This window comes from Shewanella sp. SW24 (genome assembly GCF_025653395.1).
GTDB classification, from domain to species: domain Bacteria; phylum Pseudomonadota; class Gammaproteobacteria; order Enterobacterales; family Shewanellaceae; genus Shewanella; species Shewanella oncorhynchi.
In genome coordinates, this window is the sequence record NZ_JAKKSH010000015.1 from 1 (window position 1) to 13,285 (window position 13,285).

The 13,285-nt window shown below is 47.6% G+C and carries 9 protein-coding genes and 3 pseudogenes; 6 read left to right on the forward strand and 6 right to left on the reverse strand.

All coding sequences use genetic code 11. The annotated features are described in order from the left end of the window. Positions 1-143: pseudogene (locus L5M17_RS13435) on the reverse strand (IS4 family transposase); the annotation flags it as partial. 109 nt (positions 144-252) lie between these two features. Next, positions 253-1,797 (reverse strand): annotated as a pseudogene (locus L5M17_RS13440) (TonB-dependent receptor domain-containing protein); the annotation flags it as partial. Positions 1,798-2,229: 432 nt separating this feature from the next. Between L5M17_RS13440 and L5M17_RS13445 the strand changes: the two are divergent. Continuing rightward, complete coding sequence (locus L5M17_RS13445) at positions 2,230-2,808, forward strand: nuclear transport factor 2 family protein (RefSeq protein ID WP_263148089.1); 579 nt, start codon at positions 2,230-2,232, stop codon at positions 2,806-2,808. 84 nt (positions 2,809-2,892) lie between these two features. Here L5M17_RS13445 and L5M17_RS13450 read toward each other — a convergent pair whose 3' ends face one another. After that, on the reverse strand, positions 2,893-3,489 hold the full coding sequence (locus L5M17_RS13450) for a class I SAM-dependent methyltransferase (protein WP_263148091.1): 597 nt from the start codon (positions 3,487-3,489) through the stop codon (positions 2,893-2,895). Between the two features lie 490 nt (positions 3,490-3,979). Here L5M17_RS13450 and L5M17_RS13455 point away from each other — a divergent pair, with 490 nt between their 5' ends. Continuing rightward, positions 3,980-5,269 (forward strand): NAD(P)/FAD-dependent oxidoreductase, encoded by a 1,290-nt coding sequence (locus L5M17_RS13455; protein WP_263148093.1) that lies wholly within the window; start codon positions 3,980-3,982, stop codon positions 5,267-5,269. 45 nt (positions 5,270-5,314) lie between these two features. Here L5M17_RS13455 and L5M17_RS13460 read toward each other — a convergent pair whose 3' ends face one another. Beyond that, positions 5,315-6,193 (reverse strand): LysR family transcriptional regulator, encoded by an 879-nt coding sequence (locus L5M17_RS13460; RefSeq protein ID WP_219252648.1) that lies wholly within the window; start codon positions 6,191-6,193, stop codon positions 5,315-5,317. Between the two features lie 176 nt (positions 6,194-6,369). Here L5M17_RS13460 and L5M17_RS13465 point away from each other — a divergent pair, with 176 nt between their 5' ends. Both L5M17_RS13465 and fghA read left to right on the forward strand, forming a co-directional pair. Further along, on the forward strand, positions 6,370-7,509 hold the full coding sequence (locus L5M17_RS13465) for an S-(hydroxymethyl)glutathione dehydrogenase/class III alcohol dehydrogenase (RefSeq protein ID WP_014610474.1): 1,140 nt from the start codon (positions 6,370-6,372) through the stop codon (positions 7,507-7,509). Between the two features lie 140 nt (positions 7,510-7,649). Beyond that, complete coding sequence (gene fghA / locus L5M17_RS13470) at positions 7,650-8,492, forward strand: S-formylglutathione hydrolase (RefSeq protein ID WP_028759793.1); 843 nt, start codon at positions 7,650-7,652, stop codon at positions 8,490-8,492. 118 nt (positions 8,493-8,610) lie between these two features. On the opposite strand, the gene L5M17_RS13475 is transcribed toward fghA, so the two are convergent. Continuing rightward, entirely contained in the window at positions 8,611-9,987 is a 1,377-nt protein-coding gene (locus L5M17_RS13475; protein WP_263148095.1) for an L-serine ammonia-lyase, read from the reverse strand. 385 nt (positions 9,988-10,372) lie between these two features. Between L5M17_RS13475 and nagZ the strand changes: the two genes are divergently transcribed. Together nagZ and L5M17_RS13485 are read left to right on the forward strand one after the other, a co-directional pair. Beyond that, positions 10,373-11,401 (forward strand): beta-N-acetylhexosaminidase, encoded by a 1,029-nt coding sequence (gene nagZ / locus L5M17_RS13480; protein ID WP_263148097.1) that lies wholly within the window; start codon positions 10,373-10,375, stop codon positions 11,399-11,401. A gap of 79 nt (positions 11,402-11,480) precedes the next feature. Next, positions 11,481-11,786 (forward strand): annotated as a pseudogene (locus tag L5M17_RS13485) (YqiA/YcfP family alpha/beta fold hydrolase); the annotation flags it as partial. A 17-nt stretch (positions 11,787-11,803) separates the two neighbouring features. Here the strand turns inward: L5M17_RS13485 and L5M17_RS13490 are convergent. Continuing rightward, on the reverse strand, positions 11,804-13,231 hold the full coding sequence (locus L5M17_RS13490) for an IS4 family transposase (RefSeq protein ID WP_263148099.1): 1,428 nt from the start codon (positions 13,229-13,231) through the stop codon (positions 11,804-11,806). Positions 13,232-13,285: the final 54 nt, after the last annotated feature.

Here is a 13,285-nt window from a genome sequence, read left to right on the forward strand (position 1 = left end):
AAATTTCGACCTAACTCAGTCAAGGTCAGTGTCTTACATTCAATCAGTGCCTTAGAGGCCAGCATCAAGCTGTTTAATCGTTTTAGGTGAAGTTCTGGGCAGTATTGGTGTAAAGAATGTTGTAGGATATTGGCTTCGCGCATCTTGTTGTCCAAGTGTAGTTTTTGGAGAAACCATTTGATCATGCAACAAGATGCGCTTCCACCCTAATTTGATGATTTATTTGTAAATCATCAGGGGATTCTTCAGGACTCTATTCCAAGTTTCGGTGATAATTTTATTTTCAACATCGTTATGGAAGTAGGTGATCGAGCCACCAAAATCCGTGGTTTGATATTGGGTCGATAACTCGTAGTTCACTGAGGTTTCGGGTTGTAGATCAGGATTTCCCGCAACGGTACAGGCGCCACGACAAGCGGGGATAATATAATCGGCTTGGGATTGCGCCATATTTGGCGCTTTAAAGGCTTTGCCGCCACCACCTTTAATGACCCATTCAGAGCTTAAGTTATACACCAAATACAAGCGTGGGCTAAATTCGGTGCCGTACACATCGTGGTGATCGACGCGCCCGCCTAAGGTGATATTGAGTTCGCCTAAGCTAAATTCATCTTGTAGATACAATGCCGATTGGCTGTCGTCTAAGGTGCCATCACCTAAAATATTGCGGCTATTTTCGAGCTGGGTCCAACGGTATTCTGCACCGCTGGTTAACATGTGATCGCCAAGCAGGACAGTGGTTTGACCGTCGAGATTGTGGTTGGTTTGGGTGATATTACCAATCTCGGCGATTAACGCTGAGTCGTCAGTCACCTCAACATTTTCATAGTAATAGCGCAGGCGAGTATCGCCCCAGTTCCAGTGGCCATTATGGGTCAGACCTGAACTTATCCGCTCCGCTTGTTGGTTATTGGTGAGAATCGTGCCGTAGTTATTCCAATCAGACTCGCGTTCATCGTTGGCGTAACTTAAGTCAAATTGCAGATCTTGCTGGTTATCAATCAGCCATTGTAAATTGGCGAGGGCGCTGATTTCATCTCTGTCTTCTAGCGCATCAATAGTGGGTTTTAAGTCCGAGCGCCATGCATCGCGTTTATTGCTGTCGACGATTAAGTTTGCCAGTAATTTATCTTTGATCAGCGCGCCACTGCTGTAGAAATTGTACTTAGTGCTATCGCCACCTTTGCCACTGGTAGGTGCATCGTATTGCACGCCAACGCTGGTTTGCCAGTCCTCAGTTGGTTGACGCAGTATGACGTTAACCACACCGCCTAAAGCTTCTGAGCCGTAGAGGGATGACATAGGCCCACGCACAACTTCGATACGTTCAATGGCAGACATTGGAATAGAGGACAAGTCAAAATCGTTGCCATAACCAGAGGTTAATGCTTCGCGGGAGTTAATGCGGCGGCCATTAATCAAGATTAAAGTGTAATCTGAATCTAAGCCTCGCAGGCTGATCTCATTGCGGCCATAGGGCGTGCCTTCGCTGATGTTCACACCCTGTAAATAACGGACTGCGCTAGCGAGATCGTCTATGACGAGAGCTTCAAGTTCACTGCGGTTAATCACGGACACCGAAGCGGGCGCCGAAAGCTCCGAGTGTTTAGTTTGTGTTGCTGTGATTACCATGCGCTCCATTTCTGGAGTGGTATCTTGCGTATTTGCCGCACTAGCCCATGCTGCAGGTAATAACAAACATAAACCAATAGCGCGTGATAGCTGGCTCAACATAGGTGTCTGTGTTGCATGAGATAGATGCGAGGTTTGGCGAGTGCGATGGATAAAGCGGGGCATATCATTCTTCCTTCGGTAATTTTGGCGAATGATAATTATTCTTAATTATAGCTTCAAGCTTGGATGTCTCTCTTTTGTGTAAAGGCAGTGTAAATTTTTAGTGTTTAATAACAGTGTGATAGCCCGTATATTCGACGTGTTGCTCGCTGGCATGGTCATTCTGATTGAGCGCATTGAGCACAAGGCACTGAGTATGACGATCTGAGTCTGACTGTCGTCGGATAAATCACTAAAAAATAGTGAGAATAATCAGAAACTATCACCGCACAAAACTGCATAACGTAATATGAAACTATATCAATATGATTAATATGGACATTTTAACTGGCATAAGCTTTGCTGGCGATGTGACTTTATGTTTCGTGGTGCATTCATGTTTGTGACGTGAATCGTCGCCATACAAAATGTATTGCCAATATTTACGGAGAGAATATGAATCCAGCATTTTATAGCCTAGCCACAGTCACTGTTTTAACTTTGTCACTCGCCACTACCGAACCTGCTGTTGCCACAGATACGCCAACATTAGCTAAAGCAGCATCAGTTAAAACGGCTGGTGCTTCACAAACTGACATTGCGCAGCCCGCTGCTGCACTTACAGACACTTTATCTACCCAAATTGCAGCGGTGGATTTTGCCTTGTTCGACAGTTTCAATAAGTGCGCCGCCCCTGCTGAACTCAATAAACACGCGGCGTTTTTCACTGAAGATGTAGAGTTTTACCACGATACGGGTGGCGTGACGTGGAACCGCAAGGACATGATCGCTAATACCGAAAAATATGCCTGTGGCCATTACCGCCGCGAGTTAGTTGCGGGCACGCTGAAAGTGTTTCCGGTGAAAGAGTTTGGCGCGATAGAGCAAGGCGTTCATCGTTTTTGCAGCTTTGAAACCGGCAATTGTGAAGGTCTAGCCGACTTTGTCATTGTGTGGCGCAAACAGGACGAGCAGTGGAAAGCTACCCGAGTACTGAGCTATGGACACAGAACCGCCGAGGCCAAAACGGACTAAACCACTCAACCAAAGCTAGCTTTTAACAAAAAGCTAGTCTCTAACAAAATGCAGTAGTCGATTATTGGCGGGCATAGCCACATCTTACTTCAGTGTTAAGCCTTGCTCGCTAGCTAAACTGCAAATCCATTCAATATCACGAATGCCGCTGGCGGGATCGCGCTGTTTTAAAAAAGTATCAAACTGGCGATTGCTGTCACTGCTAAATTCGCCTTGGTAGTTAAAGGGGCCGTAAATACACAGGGTCTTGAGTTGGGGCAGGTACAGACCAAGACCAGTAAAAAACGCTTCAACCATATTTTTGCTCATAATATGCAAAGTGTTTGCAGTAAATACGCCATCAATATCAGGTGTTAATCCCTTCACCGGCCATGGCACAGTGACATCAAGGGTAAGTGGTAAGCGTAGGTTTGCCGCTGCGTTGGGTAGCTTGCCTTCATGCATACACCTTGCGGTAATGACCTCAATATATTCAGCTTGATCGCTGGTTTGCCAGATTAAATGGGGAAGATTTGCTGCAAAATACACAGCATGTTGCGCTGTGCCACTGCCGATTTCGAGCACATGTTGGTTGAGTGAGAATGCTTGTGTTAATACCGCTAAAATCGGCGCTTTGTTGTTTTCGCACGCTTGGGAAAACGGCAATTGGACAAGTGGCTGGGCAATTGGCATTAGTGGCATAATGGACTCTAGGTTGCTGAGATTAAAAGAGGATGACGCCGCACAAGCCTATCTTAAACCAGCAAAAAGTATAAGGCTTAAAAGATAAAATGAGCCGCGCCTTAACATTCGGAGTCTCTATCTTAGATAACTTAATCTTAGGTGCCTTAATTTTAGTGCCTTAATTTTAGGTACCGCCATTTCAGAAGCTTCCATCTCAAGCACCTCCATTTCAGGTTCTTCAAGAAGGAGTCAGCAGCCAGCTCAACTTCCTTTGTCATGTCCTGCAAAAATAGTTATCGCAATTCACTGTTGACCTCGATCTCAACTTAGATATACTCACAAATTCTGAACGCTTGTAAAAAATATAAAACAACGTCGGTATGATGCCGTGTTAAAACGAGTCTCCAAAACTGAGTGTCCAGAAGAACTGAGAGCCCAGAACTAAGACTTAACACTCACTTTCAGCTATCAACTTTCAACAGTTAACTTTCAACATCAAGGAATGACCATGCCAGCAGAGCGTTGCGCCTCCTACTACAATGCCACCATTGACCAAGAGTCAGATTATCCTGCGCTTGAAGGCGACATTCGAGTCGATGTGGCGATTGTGGGTGGCGGTTTTACCGGCGTGGCAACGGCGTTGGAATTATCTGAGAAGGGCTACAAAGTGGCGCTTATTGAGGCCAATAAAATTGGGTGGGGCGCGACCGGACGCAACGGTGGGCAGGTGACGGGCAGTTTGTCCGGCGATGTTGCGATGACAAAACAGCTGCGCCGCCAAATTGGCAATGAAGCTGAAGATTATGTGTGGAATTTACGTTGGCGCGGTCATGACATTATTAAAAACCGGGTGGCCAAGTACGGCATAGACTGTGATTTAAAGTTTGGTCATATCCAAACCGCCTACCAGCCAAAGCACATGCAAGAGCTTAGGGCTATGCATGATGAAGCGCAGCGCCGCGGCATGGGTGAATTTATGACGCTGGTATCCGCCGATGAAATGCCCGCCTATTTAGGCTCGCCCTTGTATCACGGCGGCTTAGTCAATCGGCGCAATATGCATTTGCACTCAGTTAATTTATGCCTTGGTGAAGCCCGCGCGGCAGCAGGTCTTGGGGCGTTAATCTTTGAACACTCACCCGTACTTGATATTGAAGAAGGCGATGTGGTGACTGTTGTCACTGCCAAGGGAAAAGTGCGCGCCAATAGTGTGCTGATCGCGGGTAATGCTTACCATAAACTCGCCCGTCCAAAACTGCGCGGTATGTTATTTCCGGCGTCCTTAGGCAATTGCGCCACTGCGATTCTGCCCGATGATGTCGCTTTGCAAATCAATCCGCAGGATTTAGCCGTGTACGATTGCCGCTTTGTACTGGATTACTATCGCCTGACCGCGGATAAACGGCTGATGTTCGGCGGCGGCACTAATTACAGCGGCCGCGATCCTAAAAATGTGGCTGCAGAATTACGGCCTGCGATTGAGCGTACGTTTCCACAATTAAAGGGCGTTGATATCGAATTTGCCTGGGCGGGAATGGCGGGAATTGTGATTAACCGTATCCCGCAGCTCGGCAAAGTGTCGCCTAATGTATTCTATTGCCAAGGATATTCTGGGCACGGAGTAGCGACATCGCACATTATGGCCGAGATAATGGCCAATGCGATGGACGGGGAATTGCGTGAGTTTGATTTGTTTGCGGCCATGCGCCATATCCGCATTCCGTTAAATGAATGGTTCGGCAATCAAGCGCTTGCATTAGGCATGTTGTATTACACTTTGCGAGAAAACTGGCGCTAGTTTGCGCCGTGTTGTCTGCTACCAATCAATTTGCTCAAACAGTATTTAATCCTGCTCGGCGAGTTTTTCGGCAAGATAATCAACCAATACGCGGATCTTGGCCGACAGGTGGCGATTTTGCGGATAGAGTGCCCAAATGCCTTCTTTGGCTTCGCGGTGAGTGTCAAGGAAGGAGAGCAACCGTCCGGCTTGAATATCTTCTTCAATATAATAATCAGGCAGTTGAACTATCCCTATGCCTTTTAGTGCCGCATCCCTTAATGCGTAGCCGCTGTTACAATTAAGATTGCCGCGGACTTTAATATTGCGCTCGCGGCCATTTTCTACAAAGCGCCAGTAATTATGATTACCAATCAAGCAATTGTGCTGGCTAAGTTCAGATAAGGTATGGGGCTGGCCGTATTTTTCCACATAGCTTGGTGAGGCGGCGACATAGTGGGTACGGCTGCTGAGCGGTTTGGCCATCAAACTCGAATCGGCGAGTTTTCCGAGGCGAATCGCCAGATCATAACCGCCTTCAATCAAGTCCAAGGTGCGATTGGTCAAGTCGACGCTAAATTCAACACTGGGATATTGCACCATAAAATCATTGAGTAACGGCATGATAAATTTCTCGCCATAGGCGACTGGCGCCGTGAGCTTGACTAAGCCTTGGGGTGAGTCCTTTAGGTTTGAGATGGCGCGCTCGGCTTCTTCTAACCCAGTTTGTAATTGGCGGCAATGACGATAATAAATCGTGCCTTCTTCGGTTAACGACACTTTGCGGGTGGTGCGGTAAAAGAGTTTTGTGCCGAGGCGATTTTCTAAGGTGCTCACTTGGCGGCTAACATGGGCGGTGGAGATATTCAGCCGCTGCGCTGCTAGGGTAAAACTTTCGGCCTCAGCCACTGCGACAAATTCAGAAATGCCATCCCAGAGGTACATTGTTGTTACTCAGTAAAAATGAATTGCTTGAATACTAGATTGTCTCTCGCTGAGAAACAAATACAATCCTCCTATTCAGTAGCATTAGTGCAATGGGCGCAAGAGTTTGCTTGGCCTGAATTGAATCTATGATACACCAATGACTTACTCCTATTACCTATTCAAGGGACGTAACAATGTCGAACGAAAAACCGCAGTTTATTAAATCAAAGGCCGCTGTTGCTTGGGGACCAGGACAACCACTGAAGATTGAAGAAGTGGATGTGATGTTACCTAAAGCGGGCGAAGTCTTAGTGCGCATTGTGGCTACGGGCGTGTGTCACACGGATGCGTTTACCCTGAGCGGTGACGATCCAGAAGGCGTATTCCCAGCGATTCTAGGCCACGAAGGCGGCGGTATCGTTGAGCAAGTGGGCGAGGGGGTGACCAGTGTACAAGTGGGCGATCATGTGATCCCACTTTATACCCCAGAGTGCGGCGAGTGTAAGTTCTGCCTATCGGGCAAAACTAACCTATGCCAAAAAATTCGTGCGACCCAAGGTAAAGGCTTAATGCCCGATGGCACCACGCGTTTTTATCTTGATGGCAAGCCTATTTTCCATTACATGGGCTGCTCGACCTTCTCTGAATATACCGTGTTACCTGAAATCTCATTGGCTAAAGTCAATAAGAGCGCGCCATTAGAAGAAATTTGTCTGTTAGGTTGCGGCGTAACCACAGGCATGGGCGCGGTGATGAACACGGCCAAAGTGGAAGAAGGCGCAACTGTGGCGATTTTCGGCCTCGGCGGTATCGGTTTATCGGCGATTATCGGTGCGACGATGGCAAAAGCCAGCCGCATTATCGCGATTGATATCAACGAGTCTAAATTCGAGTTAGCCAAAAAACTCGGCGCGACCGATTGCATCAATCCTAAATTACTCGATAAGCCCATCCAAGAGGTGATCGTTGAAATGACCGATGGCGGCGTGGATTACTCATTCGAGTGTATCGGCAACGTCAACGTGATGCGCAGCGCCTTAGAGTGTTGCCATAAGGGCTGGGGTGAATCAGTCATCATAGGTGTTGCCGGTGCTGGTCAAGAGATTTCAACCCGTCCATTCCAATTGGTGACTGGCCGCGTTTGGCGCGGTTCTGCCTTTGGCGGTGTGAAAGGGCGTTCTGAACTGCCACACATTGTTGAGCGTTACATGGCGGGCGAATTTAAGCTCGATGATTTTATCACCCATACAATGGGACTTGAGCAAATCAATGAAGCGTTCGAGCTGATGCACCAAGGTAAGAGCATCCGCAGCGTGATCCATTTTGATAAATAAGCGATTTTGCACGCTAAGTTGATGCTTCAGCTTGATGTGACAAACCGGCAGACAGGTGCAAATCTGTCTGCTGTGTTGCCAACTGAGCAGATGACTAACGCTAAGACAAGCGCTAAAAGATTGAGCTTAAAAGGACTTGTATGACCATAGAAAATATCAGTTGTAACAAGAGTTTCGGTGGTTGGCATAAGCAGTATCGCCATCAATCTCAGTCGTTAAACTGCGAGATGCGCTTTGCCATTTATCTGCCGCCTGAGGCGGTGAATAAACCTGTGCCTGTGCTGTATTGGCTTTCAGGTCTAACCTGTACCGATGAAAACTTTATGCAGAAGGCGGGGGCACAGCGCATGGCAGCGGTACTTGGGATGGCGATTGTCGCCCCTGATACCAGTCCTCGCGGTGACGATGTGCCCGATGCGGCGGATAAAGCTTACGATTTAGGCTTAGGCGCGGGTTTTTATCTCAATGCGACAAAAGCGCCTTGGAATCGTCATTACAAGATGTACGATTACATAGTCCATGAGTTGCCTACCTTGATTGAAGCGCATTTTCCTGTCACTACCCAGCGCGCCATCTCCGGCCATTCAATGGGCGGTCATGGTGCTTTGGTGATTGGTCTGAGTAATCCACACAGATATAGCTCAATTTCGGCCTTTAGCCCGATTTCTAATCCAAGTAATGCACCTTGGGGCATTAAAGCCTTTAGTGAGTATTTAGGTGAAAATCGTGAACATTGGCGCCAGTATGATGCCTGCGAGTTGCTTAAGCTCGCGATTAGCGAAGTGCCAGTACTGATTGACCAAGGTGAAGCTGACAGCTTTTTAGATACCCAATTGATGCCACAATCGCTGGTGGATATCGCCCATACCAAGGGTTATCCCTTGGATGTGCGGATGCAAGCGGGGTACGATCACAGCTACTACTTCATCGCGAGCTTTATTGAAGAGCACCTTAAGTTCCATAGCTTGTACTTTAAGCCATAAATAGCCGATTCGGCAGTCACGTCGATGCGCTAAAACAAAAATGCCGCAACTCGCTGAGTTATGGCATTTTTTATGGTGCGATTTAAGCAATTAGCGAAAGTGAATTAACACTCAGCACTTAGCACTCAACAATGTTGACCGCTAAACCACCTTTGGCGGTTTCTTTGTATTTACTGCGCATGTCTTTGCCTGTATCCATCATGGTTTTGATCACTTTATCCAGTGAAACCTTATGGTTACCGTCGCCACGCAGGGCCATACGAGAGGCGTTAATCGCTTTAATCGCGCCCATGGCATTACGTTCGATACAAGGCACTTGCACTAGGCCGCCCACAGGATCGCAGGTTAGACCTAAGTTATGTTCCATGCCGATTTCAGCCGCGTTTTCAACGTGCTCAACCGTACCGCCCATGATCTCAGTCAGTGCGCCAGCGGCCATAGAACAGGCCACACCCACTTCACCTTGGCAACCGACTTCGGCGCCCGAAATTGAGGCATTTTTCTTGTACAAAATACCAATTGCAGCGGCAGTTAATAAATAACGGGCGCAGACATCGATATCCACTTCTTGTACGAAGGTATCGTAATAGCATAATACGGCAGGAATAATTCCCGCAGCACCGTTTGTTGGCGCAGTGACGACGCGATCACCGGCCGCATTTTGCTCGTTGACCGACAGTGCGAATAAATCGACCCAATCCATAGCGGTTAATGGATCGACATTGTTACGGCCTTCGGCTTTCAAACGGCGGTACAGTGCAGGAGCACGACGACGCAGTTTTAGGCCGCCAGGTAAAATGCCTTCCTTCTGATAACCGCGTTCGATACAGGTTTTCATCGTCTGCCAAATATTCCACAGCTTGGCTTTGACTTCCTCTTCAGAGGCTAAACTCAGTTCGTTCGCCATCATCAAAGAAGAAATGCTGAGACCTTGCTCGCCGCATAATTCCAGTAAATGAGCCGCACTCACAAAATCAAAAGGTGCCGATTCAATTTGTGAGGCTGGCGATGCATTACGTTGGCTAATTTCATCTTCATCTAAAATAAAGCCGCCACCCACTGAGTAGTAAGTGCGATCAAAAATACATTCCCCTTTACAGTAAGCGTACAAGGTCATGGCGTTAGCATGTGCAGGTAGCGTTTTGCGTCTGTGATAGGTAATGCCTTGCTCACGGGTAAACTTAACTACTTTGCCACAGTGTAGAGTTAAGGTTTCGTCCTTGGAGACGTGTTCTAAAATACCGTCGATACTGTCAGTGTCCACGGTTTCGGGATCTTCGCCCATTAAGCCTAAAATCACTGCTTTGCCCGTGCCGTGGCCTTTGCCTGTTTGGCCGAGGGAGCCAAAGAGTTCGGCTCTTAATTCATCAATCTGGGTCACGAGTCCTGAGTCAGTCAGGTTTTGCATAAAGATTTTGCCCGCTTTCATTGGGCCGACGGTATGTGAACTCGATGGACCTATGCCGATCTTGAACATGTCAAATACGCTAATCATGATAGAAGTCCTGTTGTGTCTTGTTTATTATTTTAGTCTGAGTGCATGGGATTGCTCGCTCTGCAGATTGAAGCACGCTAATCTTGCGCGTGTACTCTGGTCAGTGGCGGCGTTCTTTCATGCGAAATCTGCTTGTGTGATACTCTAACGCCAGTATCCCATAGATTAGTGTGACAATTCACATTAGTTTTTTTTATTCGTAATAGTTCGGATAAGCTGAACTTAATTGGGACTTTTTTACAGGCCATTTTATGGCCAAGAATACAGGCTTCGATAGCGCTACAAGGGTAGGTGGCTCGCTTTTTTTAGCTTTTTTGTGAGCGTGGACTACTTATGGCTTGAGTGGTTATTTTTTGAGTATTAATGAATATTTTTAGGGAGAAGTATGAGCTATTTAATGTTGGATTTACTGTCGTTGGACGTCAGTGAGGCTGAATCTGAGATGCTACGCCATCCACAGGTGGGTGGTCTAATCCTATTTTCCCGCAATTTTTCGAGCCGTGATCAGTTGATCCGTCTGGTACAACAGATACGCCAAATCCGCCCAGAAATATTAATCGCCGTCGATCATGAGGGGGGCCGAGTACAACGTTTCCGTGATGGCTTTACCATTATTCCCGCCATGGGCGACATTCTCCCCGCAGCAAAGGGTGATATGGTATTGGCCAAGCGTTGGGCCTGTGAGCTCGGTTTCTTGATGGCGATTGAATTACTGGCTTGCGATATCGACTTAAGTTTCGCGCCCGTGTTGGACTTAAACGGCGTGAGCCAAGTCATAGGTAAACGCAGCTTTAGCCCAGAGCCCGCCGAGGTTATTACATTGGCCGAAAGCTTTATTGCTGGCATGGCCGCAGCTGGCATGGGCGCCGTGGGTAAACATTTCCCCGGACACGGCAGTGTAGTGGCGGATTCGCACTACGAGAAACCCATTGATGAACGTGATGCCGAGGCGATTTTTGCAAAGGATATCCTGCCGTTTAAAGAATTGATCGCAAAAGAAAAGTTATTAGGCGTGATGCCCGCGCACGTGGTTTACCCTAAAGTCGACCCCAACTCTGCGGGCTTCTCTGAATACTGGCTAAAACAAGTGCTGCGTAAAGAACTTGGCTTTAACGGGGTGATTTTCTCCGACGATCTCGGCATGCAAGGCGCAGGATTTGCGGGCGATTACCGTGCAAGGGCCAGCGCCGCCTTAGCCGCAGGTTGTGACATGATTTTAGTGTGTAATGACAATGCGGGCGTAATGTCGCTACTCGATGGCTTTACTTGGCCTGTGAGCGCGCCACAGTATCCTGCAAGTTTACTTAAACCCAATGCCGCGCAAACGGCAGCGGCGCTCGATAATACGGCCCGTTGGGAAAATGCCAAGCAGCTTGCAGAGCAAATTTGTTTGGCTCAACAGGCGAAAGTTTGATGTAGCGCAAGGTGTGAGATCACTCTTTTGCTAGGGTTAGCTAATTCACTGTAATCAAAAATGATTAAAAGGCCTTGATATGATTTTCTATCTTCATGGATTTGATGCTACTAGCCCAGGTAATCACGAAAAAATGCGTCAGTTGCAATTTATTGACCCTGATGTGCGTTTGATCAGTTACAGCACCTTGCACCCTAAGCACGACATGCAACACTTGCTCAAGGAAGTCGCTAAGCAAATGCAGCATAGTGACGATCCCGCGCCGTTAATGGTTGGCGTGGGACTCGGCGCTTATTGGGCCGAGCGGATTGGATTTTTAAATGGTCTTAAATCAGTACTGATTAATCCTAATTTGCACCCAGAAAATAATATGCAGGGCAAGATCTGTCTCTTGATCAGATCTCATAGCGTTTTTCCGGCTTCAAAAAGGGCTTTGGCTAATCGATAGCCCTTTACTTGAGCCTGAAGATCATCCCATCCTTCCCAAATCGTGGTCCAGCTAGCCATTCCCGTGCGCTTGCTATCATTAAAGCCGCCTAATTTCGCCAGAGACTGATAGGCCCACTTCATATTTGGTGCCTCTTTGCCTTTGTGCGCCCTTGGCTTGTAGAGCGCCATCAGTACTCGCCATTCATCATCCTCAAAAACACTGCTGCTGCTTTGATTTTCCATGCCCAGGGCTGCTTCGACCTTGCCTCTTTTTCTCAGATAGACTGGCAGACTCATCACTTCCCTTAGTTGCAGTAGCCGCACACCGATAAAGCAAAGTATAGAGGCCGCTCGCTCAAGATTATCTGGCGAGGTCATCCGTAATCTTTCTACCCCCGCGCCAGTTTTCCACGCTTTATGAAAGTCCTCTATCCGCCACCGAGTGGTATAAATATCAATCACATGAAGTTGCTGCGCCAGCGTGTCAATCGGCTCACTGGTCAGGAGCATCCAAGATAAACCCGCTTCACCTTGGGGCGAATGGCATTCTTGCGCATACACCACATTAAGCGAGTGCTCTTTGCCATTATGTTTGACATTCACCGCACTGGCTTTGAGAGTGAGCTTGGCTGTTCGCGAAGGACGATTCTTGCTTTTACCACTGGCTTCCTTCATCCCTTTTTGTGGGATGGTGATGGTGTATCCGCCGGTAACGGGATGGCTGTCCATGTGCTCAAACAGCTTAGCCTCGGATTCAACAAGGTTTCTGGCATGTTTTGCTCGCACCACAAACCGTTCACTATGTGACTGTTTATCCGCTAAATAACTCATGATATCCGCTTCTCTATCACACACTGAGATCACTCTCGACATGTGAGACTGCAAGCGTTGTCGCGTAAAATAAGATGCATCGGCCCATTTACCGCTCTCTTTTTCATCGGCCTCGTTGGGATTGTCAGGTCGACACCACCAATCTTGGTGGATCAAGCCCAAGGTCCGAGAAGTATAGCTATCCAGCAGCAAGACAGAATGAACCCACCACCCACGAGACTTATCTGTAGGTTTACCTAATTTCCCTAATTCAGGCGCCACACTGTGCTTATAACTCAGGGCTGTTGTGTCTTCTAGAGCAAGTATTTCATCCACATTTTCAACCACTTGGGTTGTGCGAGCAAAACCGGCGACTCTGATCATAGATGGGCTAACATTATCATTGCGGATCAATCGATAGGCTCCTTCGAGTTTGGCATCTTCACCATTACATGATCTGGCAACCGATTTGCCGCTGCCAACCGCCATATGTTCAGCAACGACGGTTAACCTTGCCGCTCTTCGTTTATCACCTAGCTCAGCATGATGAAAGTGATCGGCTGCCCATTGGCTCGGGTTAAAAATTGACATGGAAAATGGTGAAGTAAATGAATTTGCATGATCAGATCATCGGCAGTCAAGAGA

Excerpts from the sequence above, each read along its gene's own strand:
- L5M17_RS13455 (WP_263148093.1), top strand. The coding sequence starts at position 3,980 with ATGCCAGCAGAGCGTTGCGCCTCCTACTACAATGCCACCATTGACCAA.
- L5M17_RS13460 (WP_219252648.1), bottom strand. The coding sequence starts at position 6,193 with ATGTACCTCTGGGATGGCATTTCTGAATTTGTCGCAGTGGCTGAGGCC.
- L5M17_RS13450 (WP_263148091.1), bottom strand. The coding sequence starts at position 3,489 with ATGCCACTAATGCCAATTGCCCAGCCACTTGTCCAATTGCCGTTTTCC.
- L5M17_RS13465 (WP_014610474.1), top strand. The coding sequence starts at position 6,370 with ATGTCGAACGAAAAACCGCAGTTTATTAAATCAAAGGCCGCTGTTGCT.
- fghA (WP_028759793.1), top strand. The coding sequence starts at position 7,650 with ATGACCATAGAAAATATCAGTTGTAACAAGAGTTTCGGTGGTTGGCAT.
- L5M17_RS13475 (WP_263148095.1), bottom strand. The coding sequence starts at position 9,987 with ATGATTAGCGTATTTGACATGTTCAAGATCGGCATAGGTCCATCGAGT.
- L5M17_RS13490 (WP_263148099.1), bottom strand. The coding sequence starts at position 13,231 with ATGTCAATTTTTAACCCGAGCCAATGGGCAGCCGATCACTTTCATCAT.
- nagZ (WP_263148097.1), top strand. The coding sequence starts at position 10,373 with ATGAGCTATTTAATGTTGGATTTACTGTCGTTGGACGTCAGTGAGGCT.
- L5M17_RS13445 (WP_263148089.1), top strand. The coding sequence starts at position 2,230 with ATGAATCCAGCATTTTATAGCCTAGCCACAGTCACTGTTTTAACTTTG.